Raw genomic sequence first — 23,261 nt, forward strand, 5'->3', positions numbered from 1 at the left:
AAACAAAACTGTAATTTGAATACAATAAAAATTAAAATTTAGGAGATGCATTTATGAGCTTTTTACATATTAATTTAAAAGAAAGCTATAGGTCTTCTGAAGATAATGTGATTGAAAATTTTTATTTACCTATTCTACAGGGGGCGGTATTATATCGCAGGGCTGTAGGATACTTTTCCTCTTCAGCTCTTATTGATATTTCTAAAGGAATTTCAGGGTTATTGAGGAATAACGGTAAAATTCAACTCATTGCCTCGCCAAATTTAGATAAAGAAGATATAGAAGCAATTCACAAAGGTTATTCAGAAAGAGAAAAGTTAATAGAAAACAAAATCATAAAGGAATTGAAAAGTGAAAAGAGCTATTACGAGAAAGAAAGGTTAAATTACATAGCGCATTTAATTTCTAATCAACAATTGGATATTAAGATAGCTTTTCTAAACAATGGTGAGAATAAAAATATAGGTTTGTATCATGAGAAGATCGGAATAGTATATGATCATGAAGGGAATAGAATTGCCTTTAATGGTTCATTAAATGAAACTCACTCCGCATTCATCAATAACTTTGAATCTATTGACGTATTTTTTTCCTGGAATGGTAATGACATTAATAGAGTAAATAATAAGGAAAGTGATTTTGAAAAGTTATGGAACAATGAAACAAAGAATATAGAGATAATAGACTTTCCTCACTTATGTAGGCAAGAACTTATGAATTTCAAAAAGGATACATTAGCTGAAGAAAAGGAATTGTATAAACTAAATAAAGCTACTGAGGATAACCAGGACTTACCTTTTATTCCACATGAGGTAAAGTTGTATGATTATCAAGAAAAGGCCATACAGGTGTGGGAGGAACAGAATTTTCAAGGAATATTTAATATGGCAACAGGGTCAGGAAAGACTTTTACAAGCTTAGGTGGTTTAGTTCGGTTATCTAGGCATCTCAACTATAATATTTTCATTGTAATAGTAGTACCTTATCAACATTTAGCAGAACAATGGTCTGATGAAGTGCAAGTATTTAATTTTGATCCTATAATAGCGTATTCTTCATCTTCTCAAAGAAACTGGAGGAGGAAGTTAAGAGATGCTGTTATAGACTTTAATTTAGGTCTGAGTAAAGTTGTAACATTAATTTCAACTAACGCAACTTATATGACTGACTTCATACAAAAACAATTAAGTAAAGTAAAAGGTGAAGTTGTATTAGTAGTTGACGAGGCACATAATTTTGGAGCTGCTTCTTTAAGTGAATTTTTGCTACCTAGCATAAAATATAGACTTGCGCTTTCTGCTACTTTAGAGAGACATCAAGATGAAGAAGGTACGAATAAGTTATATGATTATTTTGGAGAAAAGTGTATAGATTACGGGTTGAAAGAAGCCATAAATGATAACAAATTAGTTAAATATTATTATAAGCCTATTGTTACTACACTTAATGAAACTGAACTTGAAAATTATATAACTCTTTCTAAAGAAATTGGAAGAAATATGATAGATAAAGGTAATGGGAAAAAAGAATTGAATACTAGAGGTAAGAAAGTTGCTTTAGAGAGGTCTAGGTTGGTAGCTGGTGCAATAAATAAAATAGAAATCCTTAAAGAGTTGTTATTGAAAAATGAGCAACCTTTTGAAGAACTTAAACATGCTCTTGTGTACTGTGGCGCAACTACCCTCTATGATTTTGACTCAAACGAAGATAGTAATGAACAAGTAAAACAGATAGAGGCAGTTATGTCGCTTTTAGGACATGAGTTGGGAATAAAGGCTGCAAAGATTACTGCTGAAGAAGACATGAGTGAAAGAAAAAAACTGTTAACTAAGTTTAGTGAAGGGCATGATATTCAAACACTTGTTGCGATAAAGTGCTTAGATGAAGGTGTTAATATTCCTGAAATTGATAAGGCATACATTTTATCCAGTAGTAGTAATCCAAAAGAATATGTTCAACGACGAGGGAGAATTCTAAGAAAAGCTCCTAATAAACATACAGCCGTTATTTATGATTTTATTACATTACCTAGGTCATTAGATACAGTTAGGAATATCCCGCTTTCACAATTGAATTCAGATTACTCATTAGTATTAAAAGAGATTGTGAGAATAAGAGAATTTGCTGAACTATCTTTAAATCCGTATGAAGGATTGGGATTAATAGATGAAATTAAAAAAGTTTATAGTATAACAGATGAGGTGACTGATTTAATATGACAAATGATATAAATAAAACAAGGCTACAAAATATGTTGTATAGAGTTATTGAAGCTGAAAAAGAAAACATTCGTACTAAACGTTTTAGGGATTCAGAGATGATTAAGAAAATCCAAAAGATTATAGAGGAGGAGGATAAAAAATGCATTTAAAAAAATTAACTATGAACAACTTTAGGCAATATAAGGGAATACATGAAATAAAATTAGATTCATCAGATAAAAATAAAAATGTAACTGTTATATTAGGGACCAATACAAGTGGTAAAACAACCTTGCTACAAGCCTTTAATTGGGTTCTCTATGGCGAAGCAAATTTTAAAACTAAAGACTTTCTCTTGAATCTTGAGTTGATAGATGAAAATAGTAATATACATAATCAGTATGAAGTCTCGGTAAAACTTGAGCTCAGTCATGACGATATTGATTACATTATTGAAAGAAAACAGCTTTATAGTTTTAACCGAAATAATAGAGTTCAACCTGGTAATGCTAATTTAGAAATTTCATATATTAATGAAAATGGGCAAACAAAATTTATTAATGATCTAGATTATCAAGAGGATACAATTAGAAAAATTATGCCTAAAGAATTAATGTCATATTTCTTTTTTGATGGCGAGAGAATTGAGAACTTGGGTAGAAATGAAAAGAATGGTAAGGAGGATTTGGCTAATGCAGTGAAAACAGTACTAGGATTAGATGCCATCGAAAAAACAATTAAGCATTTAGGCGGTGGAAATAAAAATAGTGTTATTGGACAGTACCGTGAAAGCTTAGATGAAGAAGGTAACCATGAATTAAGAGAAGCAAAGGATCGACTTGAAACTAAAACTAAAGAGTTTGAAGAGAAGGTGAAAATAAAAAAAGAACTACATAATTCAGAAGAGTACTACGAAAATAGAAAGACTAAATTAGAAGAAATTCTTAAAGAAGATCAGGATGCGAAGCATTTACAATTAGAAAGGAAACAAAATGAAGCGTCGATAAAACAATTAACAAAGGAGAATAAGAGTTCCTTTGATAGCATTAAAAAGCAGTTTAATGAAAAAGCTCCTTATTTCATCGGGAAAAGTCTTATTAATAGAGCAGGGAAAACTTTAAAAGAAGATGAGTCTTTTGATAAAGGAATACCACATATGCATGGTGATTCTATAAATTTTCTTATTGAAAGAGGTTATTGTTTATGTGGAACTCCTTTGAATAATAGGGATGAGGCATATGATCATATAAAGAAAGAACAAGAATTTTTACCACCACAGTCCCTTGGTACCATTATTCAGACTTATCAAAAGAATGCGACCTACTTTATTTCGAGTAGTGATGGTTTATATGAAGATATTGAGAATGACTACAGGACTATTAGAAAAAATTTAAGAGATATATCTAAATATGAAGAAAGAAATGTAACAATAAGCAATGAAATTACAACTGAAAAAGACATTGGTAAAATTGAGGAAGAACTAACACAAGTAAATCAAAAAATAAAAGAAATAACATATGAAGTAGCTGCCACTAGTAATGAAATTGAAAATATAGAAAAGCAAATAGAAGATATAAAAAAGAAAATTGATGAACTTTCCACAACAAGTGAAAGAAATAATAACATTGTGAGATACATCAAATATGCCAACGAAATGTATTTTCTTCTTAATGAGAAATATAAAGGTGAAGAAGATAATATTAAATCTCAACTTGAAAAGAATGTAAATGATATTTTTCAGGAAATGTATCATGGGGAAAGGTCAATTAGTATAAATGATAAATATGTATATAGACTTAATACTCCTGATATTCATAAAGAATACTCCACAAAAGCCGATGAATCAAAAGGTTTAGAAGTTGTTACTAGTTTTTCATTTATATGTGGCATTGTAAAATTAGCTCGTGAACATTTAGGAGTTTTTCAGGATCAAATAAGCTCTGAATCATATCCTTTAGTCATGGACGGTCCTTTTTCTAATGCTGATGAAAAACACGTTGAGAATATAGCTCAATTAATGCCGAGCATTGCTAACCAAGTGGTGATATTTGTGATGCACAAAGACTGGAATTATGCTGAAGAAGTTTTAGGTGATCGTATTGCTAATAGATATGAGCTTAATAAGGAATCTGAAACAAATACTATAATAAAGGAGGGATAAGTAATATGTTTGAAACAGAAGTGGTGATCAAAGGAAAGCACGCAAATTATGTTGATTATCTTAGAAATGAAAAAAGTGCTAATTTATTTAAGAGGAATATGGACGTTTATTTATTAGCTCCATTTGTTGGATTTTATTATAATCATAAAGGTGAAGAAGACAATAGCATAAATACTAATACGAAGATTTTTGCGGATACAGTGATTAGGGAGAAACTAAAGCTTGAATTTATTTATCAAACAGTTATGATACTACATCATGAAGGAAGCAGTAAAGAAAAAGTTAAAGCTGCATTCGATTCTAGTGAGCACCAGGTAAAAGAAAATATGGAAGTTTTTCATTCTTATACACTGGGAGGTATTGAAAAATTATATGAGAAACTGGTAGAAGAATCATATGATGAAGAGGACTACTTAAATGAGTTATTTTCTTTTATACAGGAATTCAATAATGAAAATACTAAAGAAGAGATTGATATACTAGAATTAGCGAGACAATAAATAAAATGCCCTATTTTAGGGCATTTTATTTATTTTGTATTAATTATGGTTAGAGATGTAATCTTCGATTATATTTTGGATAAACTTGGATCTACTTACTTCTTTTTGGTCAGCTAATTTTTCAACATCCTCGATCATTCCATTATCTAGTAATAAGGTGATTTCAGACTTACTATTATCTACTTTACTCTCATTAAATTCAAACATAGTGATTATAGTTCGTAATTTTTTAATTTCCTCTTGAGAGAAAACATTTTGATTAGAGTTAACATTATTACTAGTATTTTCTTTTTTGTTTGATGATTTCTCTAAAGAACTGATTATAAGGTTTACACTATGATCGGTGTCTAAATTATATTCCTTAAACTTACTTAATAATTGCTCAGGATTTTTTTTAATAAAAGCTAGAAAACCTCGTAAATCTATTTTATTAAATTTAATATCTCTTTTTAATTTAGACAGTTTCTCATGTTGAGATTGATTAGTCCATGTATCAAAGAAGCTGTCGTATCTATACTTATTTTGTTTTAAGAATTTTCTAACTTCCATATCACTTGTGTTATATTTTTTAGCTACTTCCATTAGAGGCATATATTCAAGATCTCTCAAATAACTTTCTAATACAATTCTTGTTTTCTCCCATTTATTTAAGTTTTTAAAGTAATTATATCCTTCTTTTTTTAGAAGTTGCTCTAGATTTGTGACAAAGTTTAACCTTTTTTTCTTGTTAGTAAAATAGTTAAATGATAAATCATATAAAGTATTACCTCTATTTAGTTCTTCAACTAAAGATGTTAGTAATTCTTCTTCGCTTTGTTTTGTCCATTGATCGATTAATTCTTTATAGGAATAATTGTTTTCTTTTAACAGTTGGATGACTTTATCTTTCGATAGAGAGAGAGCTGAACAAACATCATTAATTGAATTACTATTATTATAGTTATTATTTAATAGAGTGATTATTTTATCAATTGTAGGTGTAACAGCTGTAGAATATGTATTTGATTTGTATTCTTGATTCATTTGTGGTGAAACTTTGTTTTGAGGTTTACTTTTCTTAAAGACATCCTCTAAAAAACTGTCCATATCCATGGTATTACCTCCTTTTAAATAATTTATATACCATTATTGTAAATAATTAAGTATCAATTTAATATACTTATATTCAAAAATACTTTTAGTGAAATTTATGATAGATTACATATTATTTAGAGGAGAGAAGGCATAATGTTTCATAAATTAGATGTACTCAGCTTAATGAAGCATAAATCTCCCCCCTATTATTGAGAGGGAGATTTATTGCTATGTGTGTTTGTTTAAGAACCCATTGCAAACATCAATTCAATAGCGGACATCTCAGGTAGGCGTTCAATGAACTGTCTTGCAAAATCATGGTCGCTAAAAGAAAAAGCTTGTAACTCATTATCGATTTTATACTTTTGTACATCATGTTGTAACCTTAGGGAATATACTTTTACTATTTTATTTTGATCTGTTGATTCAGACGATAGTATGGCAACACCTATCTCACTATTGATCGGACTTGTCATAACAGTTTCAACATTCATCTCTTCTAACAACTCATTGTCAAAATCTACAGCAATCTCCATATTAATTCCCTCCCTAATACTTTAATTAGATAAACAGATAGAAAATTCCTTGTTAATATACACATCACGGATAAAGAAATGTAAATTAGTCTGGTCAGTTTCACATGCGTACCAATATATCATCCACCCAAGGTGAAAACCGTGTCATACAATGTGAAGTACGGTTAACTTGACGAATCAATGTATAAGTCGAGATAGGTAACATAAGTTTTTCGTTATTATAAAAGGCAACCTGCACATGTTTACCGTGGGCCTTCTTTGATTTGATATGTTTAGGAAAAATCCAAATGCATGAAAATTGAGAAGGTGAAACAGTAGGAAAAGCGAATAGATTTAGGTGGGGGAGGATAGGGATAGGAGATTTTTGGTTGAATCCTAGTTGTTTTACCATAGCTTGGCGCCTACCTGTGTATGTGGCTCCACCTTCTAAACAACCATTTTCAATGATCGTTAGTGGTTTTTCCTTTACGTAAATCTCTCCTTGCTCACTATCTAAAATTTTTGCTCGATAGACTTCATCGGAAACTGGGAGGATTGCCATAGTGGTGTGGCTAAGTTGATAATTCGTTTGAGTCATGTTCATTTTCCTTTCCATTTTGGGGATGGTTCATCTCTTTCATTCGTTCCATTGCCATAACAGCTCTGTAGTTTGTGGCTCTATTGTACATGCAATTCATGTTGACGATGAGGCGCCACCAGGTTCTGCCTTTTTCATCTAGTCGGTAAGCGGTTCGTGGATCTTCAAATTCTTTTGGGGATAGGTTTGATGTCATCCAAATTGGACGGTTGGCTCGTTCACGTCCATTGACGATCTGGAAGACCCAGTCTTTTTCTTCAGGGGAGAATTTTTGACTACTTAAGAAGTCATCCCAGATGAGTAAGTCTGCATCAAGGCAAGCTTTCATGATGTCGGTAAACGATTCGTGATTACTGAAACGCTTGGTTTCACGTAAACGACTGAAGAGGTCTTTTTCTGTTAGAAAGATAACGGAATATCCTTGGTCGATTAATAGATTTGCTCCGGCTGCGGTTAAATGAGTTTTTCCGTTTCCTGTTTCTCCGAAAATCATTAGCCCTAAGTTTTCCCTCTCTTCAAACCCTTTAACAGCATCCTGTACTTCTTCATACGCTTTTTCACCTCCTTCACGTTGCATGTAGTTCTCAAATGTCATCGTTCGTAATTCACGATTTGTGCTGCTGAGTTTCATCATGCGTTCAATCCGCTTTTGTTTTTTCACGCGTTTTTGTTCTTCTTCCTGTCTTTTAAGCTCTTGTATTCTACATGAGCAAGCACAAACAACCCATCGCTCCCCGATTAGTGGAATTTCCTTTAATATCTGTTTCCTCTCAGTTCCACAGTTAGTGCAGTACACAGGATCAGGTTTATCTGTAGAACTTGATATGGGAAGTCTGCTCAGGACGTTCTTCATTCCTTCCGTGACTGAATTCATGTTTGTCCCCTCCTTTATTGGAATAATAGTTTTCTTGATGCTGGATAGCTGCGTCATAGGTTGTAATCCCTTGCTTATGCCAGTTTGAAAGAATTCCTTTTGTATATGAAAAAGGTTTGTGGCGATCACCAGTGAGTTTTAAGGCATAAGCCAATAACTTCATTTCAAAACTATGAACATACTGGTGAAGATATTGTAATTCATTTTGTGAAGGGGTTCGTTTAAGGTATTGATTGTAGTACGTACATAATAGATTCTTTTTCTCTTTCTGTTTTGTTTTTTGTATACTACATGGGGCTCTATTGTGGTCCACTTTGTGGGTCTTGTTGTGGTTCTTGTTTTGGGTCTTTTTTGTTATAGGTGTTTGTTTACTCGAGGGTGTAGGAGGGTTCTCGGTGGTTTGTTTGTGGTGCATATTTGAGTCTTTTATGGAGCTATTTAAATGAGTTACGTTCGAAGGCATACCCTGTTGAGGAGTTTCTGTTTGTTTTGTGAAACTATGTAGTTGATACACGGCAGATTGCCTGCCTTTTCTTGACTGGACGGTTATATAATCGAGTTCGGCAAGTTCTGTGCGTGCTTTACAAAGGGAACGTTTTGTTAGACCAGATTTGGATTGAAGAACTTGAAGAGGGACAGAAAAAGTCTCGGGCCATCCTTTCCTGCTGTTGATAAACATTAACGCATGCCATAAGGATATGGCTGAGGGTGAGAGGTCATCTAGCTCTTGCTGACCATAGAATAGGTTGATTTCTTTTAAGTAGTTCATGGGAACACTCCTTGTGTGGGGGTAGATTGAAGGGATTAATAAAATGTAAGAATAAGAGGGTGAATATTGAGGTAGGAAATGGTGGGGCTTATTCATTATTTTTATATGTCTCAAGTTCTTGTAATACGTTAGAAAATAATTTATCAATGCTAATACACTTTGAACTATAAATTTTAAATAGCGTGCTGGAATATGGATCTTTCTTTTCTCCGCGTTCTATTTTTCCGATGTTATTATAATCAAGATCAGCGAGTTCACTTAATTTATCTCTACTTAAATTCTGTTCTTCTCGTTGCATTTTTAAGTGTTTACCTAGAAGCTGAGCGAACAAAACCTCTTTATCTTCCACTATATAATCTCCTTTTAAACGTTGATAGTTTGATTATCTTGGTGATTGGAGATTATGGGAACGTCCAGGTGGACTTATTTCGTGGTTTTTTTATTTTTTTTGGAGAATTATTCAGATAGATAAGAGTTTTTGTTATAAAATGGCAAGATTGATATACTTAAGAAAAGCTGATTGAAAGGTGATAATTTTATGCCTACTTATAACAAATTAGTTCGAGATTTAATTCCGAACATTATTGAACAGAGTGGTAAAGGTTATAAAATAGAAGTTCTATCAGAAAAAGAGTACATAAATGAATTACAAAAGAAGCTGCAAGAAGAAGTAGATGAATATAGAGAAGCTATAGAGGGTCAAGATGCTATAGAGGAATTAGCAGATATTTTGGAACTCATGAAAGCTTTAGCGGAGAAGCATGGTTCCTCGATAGATGAAGTAGAAAAGGTTCGTAAAGAGAAGGCGGAAAAGCGAGGGGCTTTTAACAATAAAGTATTTTTAGTAGAAGTTGAAGATTAATGGCTATAAGTATATAAATAGCAAAACTTATATTCAAAAAGGTATGGTGATATATTTGCTCAAACATTTCCTCTTAAACTATTTAAAGAACATTATTAAAGTACATACACTAATAAATGGAAAGGCTAATCAGATAACTGCTGTAGATCAAGAGCATTTTCACGTTAAAACAGATAATAGTATAGGGACTGAAAAGATTCCTATAGAAGCGGTAGAAACAGAACTAACGTACCTTTTAGATAACCGGAGTATTCAAAAAGAAGACCTTTCCTTTCAATTTCGATCTTCATTTATTTTAGCGTTACTGAATCAATTACCATTCGTAAGGTTTGATAGGTCTACTAAAACTTTATATATCGAGGAGTTTAAAACAGATCAACTACCATATGAGCAGTTTCATAAGACTATGAAATTTCTAGATGAAGTGATCGATGGGCAGTATGATCCGACTCAATTAAATCAGCAGTTAGAAGGAAACGAATATCAATTTAAGACAAATGCTAGACAGGATTTAAGAATGCTTGGATTTTTAAGTGAATCCAACGAAATGAATGAATCCATCATCCAGCAGTATAAAAGCTCTAGCAACCAAACGTTAGTCAAACAAATAAACAAACATCCTTACTTTGCGATTGTGTTAGAGTTTTTAGATCGTATGAACGGATATTCTGTAAGGGAAAAGAAACAGGTATTAGTAGAACTAGCCATGACAATCGTACGTAACTCACGTGGAGAGAATCTCATGAAAGAGTCAGTTGCAAAAAAGCGAACTACAAATCTTATATATTATCTAAAAGGTGTGGGCTTAGTGGATGAACAACTAAATGTAACTAGTGAAGGTGAGCTTCGGACATTGCTTGAAAAAGTATTATCGGAATACATAACAGAGAGAAATTCATTTTTTAAAGAAAATCCGTTAGGGCAATATGTACGTGGACAAGCACCTGAAATCATAAAGTCCTTAGGTTTTGTGGACCGAAATCAATACAATGTAAAAGGTTCAGTTGGTCAAGGAAACTGGGCTCAAGTTCCTTGGATTTCCATATTAGATAAAAGCGTAACGGCTAGTACACAAGAGGGATATTATCTAGTGTATTTATTTAGTGAGGATATGGAGAAGGTGTACTTATCTTTTGCACAAGGTATAACCAATACGCCAAAACATAAAATAGAAGAAATACGTGAGGATATCCGCCAAACCATTAATACAGATAAATATTATACTTCTTCACCAATAAGGAAAGACAACAATATCTATCTAGGAAATGGCGATAAAGCAAAAGGGTATGTGGAATCCACTGCATTATACATAGAATATGAAAAGGACAACCTACCTTCTGAATTTATGCTACAACAGGATCTTGAAGCTATGTTAGACATCTACCAATACTACACAGCTTCTAAAAGTCAGGTGGAATATGAAGATCAAGCAATAGAAGTGGAAGGCTGGTCTGAGGAGAAGGTTATTGACCATATCCATTCTTATATTGAAGGGAAAGGGTTCTTTTATAAAAAGGAAGATGTGAAAAACTTATTTCTATCTCTTCGCACCAAACCATTTGTCATCCTATCTGGAATATCGGGTACCGGTAAGACTAAGGTAATGGAGTTATTTGCTGAAAGTATTGGTGCTAATGAAGACAATAACCGTTTTTCCTTAATTCCTGTTAGACCTGATTGGAGTGACAGCTCAGATCTTCTGGGTTATGTAGATATTAAGGGTGAGTTTCAAACAGGTCCTTTAACTCAAGTGATCGAAAGAGCTCATGAAGATAAAGGAAAGCCTTATTTTGTCGTATTAGATGAAATGAATTTAGCTCGGGTAGAGTACTATTTTAGTGACTTTTTAAGTGTTATTGAAAGTAGAAAGTGGAGAGACGGAGAAATTAAGACATCTCTTATTTTGCCTGAGGAACAGTCTGGTAAAAGGCTAACTATCCCTCCAAATTTATATATTGTAGGTACAGTCAACATGGACGAAACAACTCATCCATTTAGTAAAAAGGTTCTGGATCGTGCGAATACGATTGAGTTTAATGATGTTCACCTAGATCATTTTGGGTTTATTGATACAAGTGGGTCGCTTGAGATGATAGAACTTCCAAATGATCGGATGACTCCGCAATATTTGAACTTAAAAGATGCATTTGCTAAACATGAGGACCTAATTAGAGAAGTAACAAATGAATTAGTCCAACTTAATAAAATCCTTGAACCCTTACAAGCGCATGTTGGATATCGTGTTAGGGATGAAGTCTGCTTTTATTTAATTTATAGTCGATATTTATTAAGTGTGAACGAAGCACTAGACTATCAAATTTTGCAGAAAATCCTTCCTAGGTTAACGGCAAGTCATGGGCAAGCATTTGATGTGCTCAAAAATGTCTTCGAGTTCTGTACTAATCATGTTTATGAAGAGGATATGACGTATGAACAAAAAGAGGATGTATTAGAAAGAGCACGTTTTAAGAAGAGTGCTCGAAAAGTGTATGAGATGCTGCAACGAGGTGAGGTTGATGGATTCACGTCATTCTGGATGGGATAATGTCGACCGTAATCTAGTCGAAATTGATACGGAGAAATTCACCCTTGTGATCAAAGGAAAACCGTATCATCACAGATATGAGAGTTTAAAGCAGTACAAGCATATTAACCCTGAAGAAAAGATGTACTTTGTAGCCCGTGGGGAATCTGTCCTCACTACTAAAGTTTATGACGTTCAAGAAGAGCAGTTAATGGAAGGGGAGTCTTTTGCTCCAATCTTCTTTGAAAATGGAGTCTATCAAATCATTGTTTCTCCTAAAAATGATGAGAAGCTTCAGTTTTATAATGAGCACCCTTCATTACGTAAAGCGGTGACTCGAGTACAAATGCCTTCAAATGAACTATTAATGGGAAACCTCACGTTTACGAATGAAGTGGGTTATTCCACTTTCTCCATTTTAGAAGGTGAAAATGAACTGTTAGAGGTTACAATGGAGGTTTTTCCTTCAAAACTTTCATACAAGGAAGACTATCATAAGCTGTTAGAAGAGGTTAATCAAGAGGTTTATAATTTAGCTTATCATTTTATTAAGAAAACCTATGTAGGAACGAAATCCACGTTAACCTCAGAGTCTTCCTGGTCAGAATTTTATCGCTTGTTTAGTGATTATTTTGACCAATTTATGCGCTCGCTTTCACAAATTGAATCCCAACCACATCATGAACTAAAGAAAGAGTATCGTAAGGTGAGAGGTGATCAATTACGAAAGCAAGATTCAACTGGAAGAAGGCATTTGAGAAAGAGACCTCATTTATTTCATAAGGTCGACAATGGTATTCCTGTTAATGGGACACCCATGATGCCTGCTCATGGGTTAAACGTTCACAAACAGTTATCTTATAATACGCTTGAAAATAGGTTTGTAAAATGGATGATGCAGCGGATTATTCATAAGCTGCATAGTCTTTATTCATTACTTACAGATAGAAAGCATCCTTATCAAAAAGAGTTTGATAGTGAAATAACCCAGCAGGTATTTAAGATGAAGAGCCAATTAGAAAAAAAGCTGGGATCTACTTTTTGGCGTCAAATCGGTAAGCTTGATCGCTCTGTAATGAGTTTAGTCATGCAGATGGCACCAGGATATAGGGAAGCTTACCAAACCTATTTAATTGTGTCTCGTGGACTTGTCCTCCATGGTGAGTTATCGAAAATGTCACTGAAAGATGTAGCCACTTTATATGAATACTGGACCTTTTTGAAGTTGGGGAGTATTTTAAGCACAAAGTATAAATCAGTTAGCCAAGATATTATACAGGTGAACCGGCAAGGACTATTTGTGAAATTGAAGGAATCTGCGACAGCCAAGAGAGTTTTCCAACATCCTCAAACGGATGAAAGGATTACACTTCACTTTCAAAAACTAGATCGACCATTACCAACTGTAGCGCAGAAACCAGACTCCATGCTTAGTATAGAAAAGAAGGGAAAGAAGCATCATTACCATTACGTTTTTGATGCCAAGTATCGAATTGATTTTGCTGCTGATGGCAGTTACTATAAACGAGAATATGGTACGACTGGTCCGATGGAAGAGGATATTAATACCATGCACCGTTACAGAGATGCATTAGTGGTTCAAAGTAATGGCCCCTATGAACGTTATGCATTTGGAGCTTATGTGTTGTTCCCGTGGAATGAAGAGCATGAATATGAAGCACACAAATTTTATCAGAGTATCAACGAAGTCAATATCGGTGGTTTTCCATTTTTGCCAAAAAGTACTTCTCTAGTGGAGCGGTTTATCGATCGGTTAATTGAAAGTACTCCTGAACAATTACAAGAAGAAGGTATGTTGCCACGTGGTGCTTTAGAAGAGTGGACATCATCATTAGAGGAAAAAGTGCTAGTAGTAAAAGTAGGGTCTGAAGAGGAGTTAGAAGAAGCTATTAAAACGAAAACGCTGCAGGTAGCTCAGCAAGACCTGAAGAAAGATTGGCATCAAGCGCAATATATTGCGATCTATAAGCCTAAGCAAGTATTTGGTAAACAAGGCGGTATTTATCAATATGCTAGCGTAGGTCAAGTGGATATAAAAGAGTCTAATGGGAATATGATTGTGGAGTTTCAGTTGGATATCTGGAAGTCTCTGAAACAAGCGGTAAAACCAGTGAATTATGGTATTTCGAACTCTATCATGACTACATTATCTAACCTTAAAGATGCTAATGAGTTACCAGAATTATTTATGAAAACGGATGCCCACAAGCAAATGTGGAAGATGTTACGTCGTTTTTCAAAACAAATTAAGGTGGAGTTAGATCACTCCCAATTAGATGGTGCTTCTTCTATAAAGACTATGACTTCTAAGGATAAACAGATCATTTTTGAATTGATTGGTGATGAGGTTAAGGTGAATTTTCCTGAACATAGTGAAGTATTCTCAATAGAATCTTTTATAAGACAGCCCAATACTGTATTTAGAGAATTGTCTAAGCAGCTAGGTTAGGAGGACTTTATGAAGAAAATGGTGAAAGTTGTTGCGGCTATTATAGAAAATGAAAATGGTGAAATACTATGCGCTTTACGAACTCCTGAAATGTCTTCTCCCAACAGGTGGGAGTTTCCTGGCGGCAAAGTTGAACCTGGTGAAGATATTCATACTGCTTTGGAGCGGGAGATTAATGAGGAACTTTCTTGTAAAATTGCAACATCTGAAGTGTTTTGTGAAAATGTGCATGAGTATGAAAAGTACACAATTCAGTTAATAGCTATAAAAGCTAAATTGACTGAAGGAAACCCTAAAACAAATGAGCATTCAAAGGTGATTTGGATGGCTCGTGAAAACTTGGAATCTTTAAAATGGGTGCCGGCTGATGTTCCCATAACGGAAATGTTACTTAATAAATGATAACGAAAAGGACTTCTACATTAAAATATGTGGAAGTCTTTTATATTAGCTAATTCGATTGACTGATAACTTTTATACCATTTTATTGTAATTCCCTACTTTATAACCAATTTATGCTAAAATAACCAATAACAATGCATGTATCGACAAAAGAGGTGGGAATATGGCGCAAACTGTACCTGAAACCATACGTAGTTCGGCAACTGCTGGTGAGCGTATCCTTTTTCATACGTTAAAGAATCATTTGGATGACGATTATATTGTTTACTATGAGCCTGAGATTGATGGGAAGCGTCCTGATTTTGTGATTATTGGGCCATACTTGGGTTTGCTTGTGTTAGAAGTGAAGGATTATACCATGAACACGTTGCATCAATTTAATGTGGATGAATGGTTGATTAATACATCTAGTAATGGAATGCAAAAGGTGAAGTCGCCTTTAAAGCAGGCTATGGAATATATGTTTACGATCCAAGATAAATTGAAGAAGGATATTAACCTCATCCATCATGAGGGGAAGTATCAATCCAAGCTGAAGTTTCCTTGTGGATATGGCACGGTGTTTACACGCTTATCCCAGGAACAATGCTTACGTTCTGATTTATATGAAGTGATTGATCCCATGTTTGTGTTAACAAGAGAAGAAATGGATCCAGATAAAGAGGAATTCTCCGAGGACAATTTAGTGGAGAAGCTACTGAATATGTTTAAGATTCCTTTTCGCTTAAAGGAGCCTTTGCAGCCGAGGGAAATCAATGCGATTCGCTATCACTTATTCCCGGAAGTTCGAATTAGCAGAGAGTATAAACAACCTTCTCCATATCGTGATCAGCTTTTGCTTTCCTTGCATGATTTGAAGACGATGGATATTCATCAGGAAAAGCTGGCAAAACAATTAGGCGATAAGAACCGTTTGATCCGAGGTGTTGCTGGAAGCGGGAAGACGCTAATTTTGGCAAGCCGCGCTCGAATAATTAAACAAGAGCATCCTGATTGGAACATATTAATTCTCTGCTATAACGTCTCGTTGTCCCGATCCATTGAGTCTATGGTCCGCACCAAGATGGAAGACCCGGCTGACCTTTTTGAAGCAGCTGAAGAAAATCGAAATGCAATGGATGGCATCACCGTTCGTAATTTTCACGAATGGCTAAGACATGACCTTAAAACCTCCGAGAAAGATCTGCCAGCCTTGCTAGAAAAGCTGGAAAAAGGGGAGACGATTCTACCAAAATATGATGCTGTCATGATCGATGAGGGACAAGATTTTGCCCCTGATTGGCTAAGGCTAGTGAGTCTATTATTAAACGAAGATACATATTCAATGTTGTTGGTAGAAGATCGCGCCCAAAATATTTATCGCCGTAAAAGAAGTTATGTTCAGGATACGGGGTTAGATTTCAGAGGACGATCCAAGATTCTGCAAATCAATTATCGCAACACAGCTCAGATCATCAAGTTTGCTTGGGAATTCTTCCAAACGTTTTCAGAGACAAGCAAAGTCGTAGCAGGAGATTTAGAAGGCCAAGAAATTATCCCACCTCAAAGTACAAGACGAAAAGGCCCTGACCCTGCCATCATCCAAGCCACAAGCTGGACAGAAGAAGTCCGAAAAGTAGCCTTCACCATGAAAAAACTCCATGAACAGAAGAAAGTACCCTATGAAGAAATGCTCGTCCTATACCGAGTAAAGAGAACCTATAAAGTGGATGTCATCGGCACGATTAAACGAATTTTTGAAGAAATGGACATTCCTTTTACGTGGATTACCGAGAATCAAGAGACAAAAAGACTCTATAAAAAAGAAGATGGAACAGCGAAGATCTCGACCATTGATAGCAGTAAGGGCATGGACTTCCAAGCTGTATTTATGGTGAATGCTGATAATATGCCATTTGCACTTGAAGAAGATGAGAACCGTGAAGTGGCCCTGATGTATATTGGGATGACGCGTGCTATTGAGTATTTGACGATTTCTTATTCTGGTGAGTCGAAGTTTACGGAGTATTTTGATGAGGTTGTGGAGAAACGGAAACAGATTGGTGAAAGTGAAGAGATGACTAAATAGAATTGAAGACAAGGAATTAAGGAGAATTCAATGCAAACAGACATAGGAGAATACATAGTAGGAGCCTACCTAAAGAGCATCAAAGGATGTGACTTTGTCGACTACAATGTTCGGATTCCTGGTGGGGGATTAAGAGGATTATCAGAACTCGATGTGGTTGGACTAGATTTAAAGAATAATATTGCCTATTTGTGTGAAGTTACCACTCATATAAGAGGGTTAATGTATGGGAATAATCAACAGACAGTCGAAAAGATCAAACAAAAACATGAAGTTCAAAAGGAATATGCTGAAATGATGTTGGAGAATTTTCCTAAGAAAGTGTATATGTTTTGGTCTCCTTATGTTCCAGTTGGTTATATGACTGAGCATTTAGAAGAGATCGATTCACTCGAGTTGGTTATCAATCAGGATTACACTGCATGTGTCGAGGAAATGAAACAGTTGGCTTCTGAAAACACGAATGATCTTGGGAATCCTTTTCTAAGAGTTTTGCAGATTCTAGAGCATTTGAGATAAGTGTCATATTCCATAATAAATTGTTAGGGTGATTTTTTGAGTAATGTAGAAATGGAAACAAAAAAGCCGAACCATGAGTATAGGGCATACAAAGCTTGGAATGTCATGATTGAGTATGCTCATCAAGGTATGACTGTTACATATAAAGCACTGGCGGATGCGATTGGTGTTCATCATCGTGCTTGCCGTTATTTTTTAGATCCTATACAAGATTATTGCTTGGCTCAAAAGCTACCTCCTTTAACAAGCATCGTGGTTAATCAAGAAGGTAAAGTAGGCCAAGGGTTTATTGCGTGGGATACGGATAATCTGGAAGAGGGGCAGAATCTAGTTTTTCATTATAATTGGAGCAATTACCCTAATCCTTTCATTTATGCAGAACCAGATATAACCCAAGAAGCTTTGTATAAAGAATTATTCGATGTTGAAAAGGCGAAGGATGTATATGAAAGAGTGAAGGTTAGAGGTGTAGCTCAAAGCATTTTTCGACAAGCATTATTAGAAGTGTATGATGGTAAGTGCGCTTTTTGTAATTTTAAGGTAGAAGAAGCTTTAGAAGCAGCTCATATTATTCCTTGGCATTATGCTCAAGATGAAGAAAAGCTAGATATTCGTAACGGAATTTTGTTATGTAGCAATCATCATAAGCTGTTTGATCATGATATTTTTAAGGTGAATGAGGATTATACGATTGGTGTAGCCCGATATAAGTCGAAGCTTTCTGGGAGGAAAATTCGATTGCCTGAAAAAACATGGCTTTGGCCTCAGAAAGAATATATAGAAAAACGAGCTTCTTTAACAGAAACGTAGGTGTTCAGCGGGATGAGGGTTTATTAAAAAATGAGTGCCTGATGATATACCGATAAAGGAGAAATTTCGTAAATAGATTGTTATGATGAAAGGCCATAAAAATAAATTAGAATAGTTAAGGCAGGTGAAAACATTTTTCACCTGCCTTTTATATGATTATTCTACGGAAAAATTGAAAACAATTGGATCTGTTAATGTCTGGATATTCTTGGGGTGTAGCTGGTTAGATATGTGAATGCTATGCAAATATGGGGAGGGTACTCATGTTTGTTTATAATTTCACAAACGCTGGAACCGCCCCTGTATTATACCCTGAGGAAAACACTCCCTCTCATGGAAATAAGATTGCATTGTACTGTAAATGGACTAGTTTTTACAATGGGGTTATGACAAAAAAAGGAGGAGAAGTATGATTTCTCAAAGGATAGGATTTATTTTACTTATCACCCTATTTATTCTTTCTGGTTCAATTACACCAGTACAGGCTGAACAAGATAATAAGCCACCACAACTTGTGTCTCAAAGCGTTACACCTCAAGTGGTTGCGTTTAAAGGTGGGGGTGCACCAGGGGCTTTAACCATTAACTTGGAAACGAATGAACCAACCCGTGGTTACATAAAGGTTATTGGAAATGGAGTTGAAACAAAATTTCACCTTTCGAATGAATTCAAAACAGATCATCATGTCAAAAAGGCACCGTGGAATTCATCTGAAAGTAAACCTCTACCTGAAGGTGAGTATTCACTAAAGTTATATCTACAAGATGAAGCATTAAATCAAATGCACGGCTATTCTTTAGGAACGTTTCAAGTAGCAGATACGCAAACGTCTTCATCGCTTATCTACGATATTATGGCGAGTCCTCAGCCGATCTCACCAAAATATAAGCAAACAGAACCTCTTACCACGATCAAGTTTAATGCGAGTCGTCCAGCTAAAGCTAAAGTTGTTATTAAACGAAACAAGGATGGACAGACATATTTTGAAAGTGGGTTCTTTACAGTAAAAGATGGAACAGGAGAATTTGAATGGAACGGACGAGATAACGAAGGGCGTATCGTTCCAAATGGAAAGTACACGATCACCATAAAAGCAAAAGACTTAACGTATGGTGATGCTCCAGTTGAATCATATAGCAGGGATAACTTCAGTGTTTTGGCTGTTGAAAATGGAGATCATGACATTCCGCAAGATCGTTTAAAAGAAATTTTAACAGAACATCCTCTAGAGCAAAGCACAATTAATCGAAATGATGATCAAAAGAATGAGATTTCGGGTACATTTACCCTTCATGAGGATGTGAACGTTACCGCTTGGATTGAAAACGGTGCAAATGTTCATATAAAAAGGCTAGGAACATTCTCAGGGAAAGGGAAGCACTCATTCGCATGGGATGGTACGGAATTCATGAGAGGTTCCGTCATTGATGGACCTTACTATGTTTCTTATTACATTGATGAAGGACCAGCTAGAGGGGAGCTTCATAGCGACAATGAACTGCGAGTAGAGGGTGGCATTGACGTTACAGTTCCCAAAGATGCTCAAGTGGTAAAAATTAACACAGAAAACCCGGACTTTTCAGCATTCTACGATCAGGACTACCATGGTGCTCGAAAAGGGGAGAGGTTCCCAATTATTGAATATGTAGAGGGGCGCCAAGCATATAAGACCCTTATATCTGAAGGGGCAGTCGGATACATTGCTCCAGAACATGTCGATCTCTTGAATGTAGACTCGATTCCTGAAAAGTGGGGAGAAGCAACTCAAAAGGTTACAGCTTATAGAGGTCCAAACCATGGTGTTAAATATGGCACTTTTGAGAAAGGAAAGACCTTCCGGATATTACGACATGATGGTGTATATTATCGTGTTGAACTAAATACTGGTGAACAAGTTTATATTCACGAAAATGGGATGAAAGAAATAGAAAAGCCAAAAGAAACGAGCACTTACGTGGTCAAAAGCGGAGATGTTCTTTGGAAAATTGCTCAAATGTATGATGTTACGGTGGATCAAATTGTTAAAGAAAATAACTTGGATCCAAATGATTATTTAAAAATTGGTCAAACCTTAACGATACCAACTAGTAAAAAACCGATACCATTCAATCCAGACGAAAAGAACGGTGAATACGTCGTGAAATCTGGTGATACATTATGGAAGATTGCTAGTAAATTGAATACAACGATTGATCAGCTTATTAAGTTGAATCAATTAGATACGAATGAATATCTAATGATCGGTCAAACGCTGAAGTACCCAACCTCAAAAACTGTTCATATGGTTGAGGGTGGAGATACACTGTGGAAGATTAGTCAGAAATATGATGTGCCACTAGACAACCTTATTCAAATTAACGACTTAGACCCTAGTGAGTATTTATATTACGGTCAGAAACTCATCATTCCACAAGGTAAACCAGTGGACGGAGATTATTATACGGTTCAAAGTGGAGATACATGGTGGAAAATTGCAAAAGCCCATAAAACCACTGTAACCATGTTATTGGAAGCAAATGATGCTACAGGTGATCAGGTCATTTATCCAGGCCAGCAAATTGTGTTGCCATAAGGACAATGCACTGTTTCAGCAACTGAAAATTCGCACCTGATGACTCATACGAATCGTGCGCAAAATTAAAAAGTGCTTGTCCCCCAAAGCTTTAATGCAAAAGGGGACAAGCACTTTTTTCTTGTTTGATTGACTAAAAAAATCTCTTTTTCTTTGCATGTCGCGCTAATCATTTTACCTAGTATTCTATTTAGAATGACCAGGCAATGGAGCTTCTGAAGAAACAAATCCTTTCTCTACTAACTCCTCCCAAAATTCTTTCGGAATATCACGTTGAATCATGTCGATATCCTCTTTAATTCGGTCTGGTCTTGTTGACCCTGGGATGACTGATTTTACGGCATTATGAGATGTAGAGAATTGAAGTCCTGCAGCTTTTAATGGAACATTGTATTTCTGGCCAATTTCATTTAAGCGACTGACTCTTTCCTTAATGTGTTGAGGAATTTTTCCATAATCAAAATGATCTCCTCCTACAAGTGCCCCAGAGTTATAAGGACTTCCTATTACAAGATCGACATCATTCTTTTCAGCTGTTTTCATCATTCGTTGTAAAGCTCGTTCGTGTTGTAGAAGGGTGTATTGTGTAGCTGATAAGCACACGTCAGGCTTTGTTTCCTCGAGTTCCATTGCGATTTCAATCGGTTCTGTTGTATTTACGCCAAGACCCCAGGATCGGATGACGCCTTCTTCGCGTAGTTGGGTCAACACTTGAAAAGCCCCTTTTCTCGCCTCTTCAAATTTTCCAACCCATTGATCCCCATGAAAATCAGGTGAGACATCATGGACAAAAACGAAGTCTAATCGGTCCGTTTTTAGCCGTTCAAGACTTTGTTCAATAGACCTTTTCGTGGCATCTTCTGTGTAATCCGTAATCACTTTATTGTTACGAGCATACTGAAATAAACCTTCTTTATCTTCATGTTCATCGGTTACATAACGTCCGACTTTTGTACTTAATAAGTAGTCATCACGGTTCTTGTTTGATAAAAATTCTCCCAGGCGCATTTCCGCTAAACCAGCTCCGTAAAAAGGCGCGGTGTCAAAATAGCGTACGCCTTGATCCCAAGCAGATTGAATGGTCTTCTGAGCTTCCTCCTCTGGGATTTCTCTGAACATATTGCCCAAAGGTGCTGTCCCAAAGCCTATTTTATGTTTTAATGCATCTTCGAATGTTTTCATTGGTTACTCCCTCCTGGATTCAAAAGATATTGATATATATCCTTATAGTAGGGGGGATTAAACCTAACAAAGGGACGGTTCCTGCGTTTGTGAAGATCTAATCAAACACGCGAACCGCCCCTTTACTATGTATTAAATAAATATACCAAGCCAAACAGCATTAACCATTGCTAGAATTAATATAATTTTTTCATAAATCGAGACTTGATGGGCATCATTCACTTGCATTTTTGCAATCAAAAATAGGACTGTAAGTAAAATCGATACTAAACCGATCATCGCCCATAAGCGGTCGAATCCTAACCATATTGCACAAAGCCCTGTTAAACCAAAATAGAGGAGTGCAGGCAGACGACTATATGCAATCCCAAACTTTTCAGTGGCCCAAACAACACTTGTTTGTTTAGTAGGAGAGGCTTGCCTGTCAGCATTGAGGTCTGGAATGTGATGAATCATAACCCACGAAATACAAAATAGAGCATTAATGACCGCATTCTGCAAAGCCCATTCAGGCATATGATCTAATGTTAGCCAGGCTCCAGCTAATCCTAAATATAAAACAGATGGGAATGTCGATAACCATTCACCTAGAAAGGGACGATAGCTTAACCTCAAAGGGGGAAGAGAATAAGAAATAGCCCCCCATAGTCCGATCGATAACAAAATCGCAAGTTTATAGTAATCAAAGATGATGAAAGCAACCACGATCATACTTAGTATAAGAATGATCCATTTTCCTAACTTCCAAAGGGTTTCTGAAGAAATAAGGCCTGTTTGTATGACACGACTACCTCCAGACAAAATTGCTGGACTATGTAGGTCTGTGCCTGACTCATGATCAATGTAATCATTTAAAATATGTGTAAGGACTCCATGAATTAAAAAGGCACCTAAGATCAACAACAAAAAAGTAGAAATTAACGTGTCTATTGAGGTCGTGTAATACAGAAACAAAGGGAGAATAGTAGAAATAATGGTGGCTACACTTGAAGAAATGACAGCAATAGATCGAAGTAGAAGCCATCCCACTTTAAGCTTGGATAAAGCCTGGTTGTACATGATTTTATACTCTCCTTTTTTCGTGAAAATACCTTATTCTTACACAATACCCATTAGAGTGGAATATTAAGCTTAAAAGTATCATTTTACTTTTCAATAAT

The 23,261-nt window shown here is 35.5% G+C and carries 20 protein-coding genes; 12 read left to right on the forward strand and 8 right to left on the reverse strand.

Going from position 1 to position 23,261, the window contains the following annotated elements; all coding sequences use genetic code 11:
• Nucleotides 1-53 precede the first annotated feature (53 nt).
• The 4 genes from H514_RS0101100 to H514_RS0101115 are packed head-to-tail and all read left to right on the forward strand — an operon-like array spanning nucleotide 54 to nucleotide 4,862.
• Complete coding sequence (locus tag H514_RS0101100; RefSeq protein WP_027445291.1) at nucleotides 54-2,219, forward strand: DEAD/DEAH box helicase family protein; 2,166 nt, start codon at nucleotides 54-56, stop codon at nucleotides 2,217-2,219.
• Complete coding sequence (locus tag H514_RS24515; protein WP_154657284.1) at nucleotides 2,216-2,371, forward strand: hypothetical protein; 156 nt, start codon at nucleotides 2,216-2,218, stop codon at nucleotides 2,369-2,371. The genes H514_RS0101100 and H514_RS24515 overlap by 4 nt, the downstream gene beginning before the upstream one ends.
• Nucleotides 2,362-4,362: an AAA family ATPase gene (locus tag H514_RS0101110; RefSeq protein WP_027445292.1), complete on the forward strand. Its 2,001-nt coding sequence runs from the start codon at nucleotides 2,362-2,364 to the stop codon at nucleotides 4,360-4,362. The genes H514_RS24515 and H514_RS0101110 overlap by 10 nt, the downstream gene beginning before the upstream one ends.
• A gap of 5 nt (nucleotides 4,363-4,367) precedes the next feature.
• Complete coding sequence (locus H514_RS0101115) at nucleotides 4,368-4,862, forward strand: hypothetical protein (RefSeq protein WP_027445293.1); 495 nt, start codon at nucleotides 4,368-4,370, stop codon at nucleotides 4,860-4,862.
• Between the two features lie 39 nt (nucleotides 4,863-4,901).
• On the opposite strand, the gene H514_RS0101120 is transcribed toward H514_RS0101115, so the two are convergent.
• The 6 genes from H514_RS0101120 to H514_RS22170 form a co-directional block, all read right to left on the reverse strand.
• Nucleotides 4,902-5,954: a hypothetical protein gene (locus H514_RS0101120; RefSeq protein ID WP_027445294.1), complete on the reverse strand. Its 1,053-nt coding sequence runs from the start codon at nucleotides 5,952-5,954 to the stop codon at nucleotides 4,902-4,904.
• A 224-nt stretch (nucleotides 5,955-6,178) separates the two neighbouring features.
• Nucleotides 6,179-6,472, reverse strand: coding sequence for a hypothetical protein (locus tag H514_RS0101125; RefSeq protein WP_027445295.1), 294 nt, complete (start codon nucleotides 6,470-6,472; stop codon nucleotides 6,179-6,181).
• A 100-nt stretch (nucleotides 6,473-6,572) separates the two neighbouring features.
• Nucleotides 6,573-7,049, reverse strand: coding sequence for a competence protein ComK (locus tag H514_RS0101130; protein WP_051254955.1), 477 nt, complete (start codon nucleotides 7,047-7,049; stop codon nucleotides 6,573-6,575).
• Nucleotides 7,024-7,923: an ATP-binding protein gene (locus H514_RS22160; RefSeq protein ID WP_231566537.1), complete on the reverse strand. Its 900-nt coding sequence runs from the start codon at nucleotides 7,921-7,923 to the stop codon at nucleotides 7,024-7,026. The genes H514_RS0101130 and H514_RS22160 overlap by 26 nt, the downstream gene beginning before the upstream one ends.
• Nucleotides 7,856-8,692 (reverse strand): DnaD domain-containing protein, encoded by an 837-nt coding sequence (locus H514_RS23810; RefSeq protein ID WP_027445297.1) that lies wholly within the window; start codon nucleotides 8,690-8,692, stop codon nucleotides 7,856-7,858. Before H514_RS23810 ends, H514_RS22160 begins: the two co-directional genes overlap by 68 nt.
• 88 nt (nucleotides 8,693-8,780) lie before the next feature.
• Complete coding sequence (locus H514_RS22170; RefSeq protein WP_051254956.1) at nucleotides 8,781-9,041, reverse strand: helix-turn-helix domain-containing protein; 261 nt, start codon at nucleotides 9,039-9,041, stop codon at nucleotides 8,781-8,783.
• A 189-nt stretch (nucleotides 9,042-9,230) separates the two neighbouring features.
• Here H514_RS22170 and H514_RS0101150 point away from each other — a divergent pair, with 189 nt between their 5' ends.
• The 8 genes from H514_RS0101150 (at nucleotide 9,231) to H514_RS0101190 (ending at nucleotide 20,919) form a co-directional block, all read left to right on the forward strand.
• Nucleotides 9,231-9,554 (forward strand): nucleoside triphosphate pyrophosphohydrolase, encoded by a 324-nt coding sequence (locus H514_RS0101150; RefSeq protein WP_027445299.1) that lies wholly within the window; start codon nucleotides 9,231-9,233, stop codon nucleotides 9,552-9,554.
• Nucleotides 9,555-9,600: 46 nt separating this feature from the next.
• Nucleotides 9,601-12,099, forward strand: a complete 2,499-nt coding sequence (locus H514_RS22175) for an McrB family protein (protein WP_407946812.1) — start codon at nucleotides 9,601-9,603, stop codon at nucleotides 12,097-12,099.
• Complete coding sequence (locus H514_RS0101160; protein WP_027445300.1) at nucleotides 12,071-14,548, forward strand: restriction endonuclease-like protein; 2,478 nt, start codon at nucleotides 12,071-12,073, stop codon at nucleotides 14,546-14,548. The genes H514_RS22175 and H514_RS0101160 overlap by 29 nt, the downstream gene beginning before the upstream one ends.
• Before the next feature lie 9 nt (nucleotides 14,549-14,557).
• Nucleotides 14,558-14,950 (forward strand): (deoxy)nucleoside triphosphate pyrophosphohydrolase, encoded by a 393-nt coding sequence (locus H514_RS0101165; RefSeq protein ID WP_027445301.1) that lies wholly within the window; start codon nucleotides 14,558-14,560, stop codon nucleotides 14,948-14,950.
• Between the two features lie 163 nt (nucleotides 14,951-15,113).
• Nucleotides 15,114-17,018, forward strand: coding sequence for a 3'-5' exonuclease (locus H514_RS0101170; protein ID WP_027445302.1), 1,905 nt, complete (start codon nucleotides 15,114-15,116; stop codon nucleotides 17,016-17,018).
• 30 nt (nucleotides 17,019-17,048) lie between these two features.
• Nucleotides 17,049-17,537 (forward strand): hypothetical protein, encoded by a 489-nt coding sequence (locus H514_RS0101175; protein ID WP_027445303.1) that lies wholly within the window; start codon nucleotides 17,049-17,051, stop codon nucleotides 17,535-17,537.
• A 36-nt stretch (nucleotides 17,538-17,573) separates the two neighbouring features.
• Entirely contained in the window at nucleotides 17,574-18,347 is a 774-nt protein-coding gene (locus H514_RS22180) for an HNH endonuclease (protein WP_051254957.1), read from the forward strand.
• Between the two features lie 409 nt (nucleotides 18,348-18,756).
• On the forward strand, nucleotides 18,757-20,919 hold the full coding sequence (locus H514_RS0101190; RefSeq protein WP_027445304.1) for a LysM peptidoglycan-binding domain-containing protein: 2,163 nt from the start codon (nucleotides 18,757-18,759) through the stop codon (nucleotides 20,917-20,919).
• Nucleotides 20,920-21,105: 186 nt separating this feature from the next.
• On the opposite strand, the gene H514_RS0101195 is transcribed toward H514_RS0101190, so the two are convergent.
• Together H514_RS0101195 and H514_RS0101200 are read right to left on the reverse strand one after the other, a co-directional pair.
• Nucleotides 21,106-22,101 (reverse strand): aldo/keto reductase, encoded by a 996-nt coding sequence (locus H514_RS0101195; RefSeq protein ID WP_027445305.1) that lies wholly within the window; start codon nucleotides 22,099-22,101, stop codon nucleotides 21,106-21,108.
• Nucleotides 22,102-22,233: 132 nt separating this feature from the next.
• Nucleotides 22,234-23,160 (reverse strand): prenyltransferase, encoded by a 927-nt coding sequence (locus H514_RS0101200; RefSeq protein ID WP_027445306.1) that lies wholly within the window; start codon nucleotides 23,158-23,160, stop codon nucleotides 22,234-22,236.
• Nucleotides 23,161-23,261 lie beyond the last annotated feature (101 nt).

Origin of the sequence: Pontibacillus marinus BH030004 = DSM 16465, from assembly GCF_000425225.1 — a bacterium.
Lineage (GTDB): Bacteria > Bacillota > Bacilli > Bacillales > BH030062 > Pontibacillus > Pontibacillus marinus.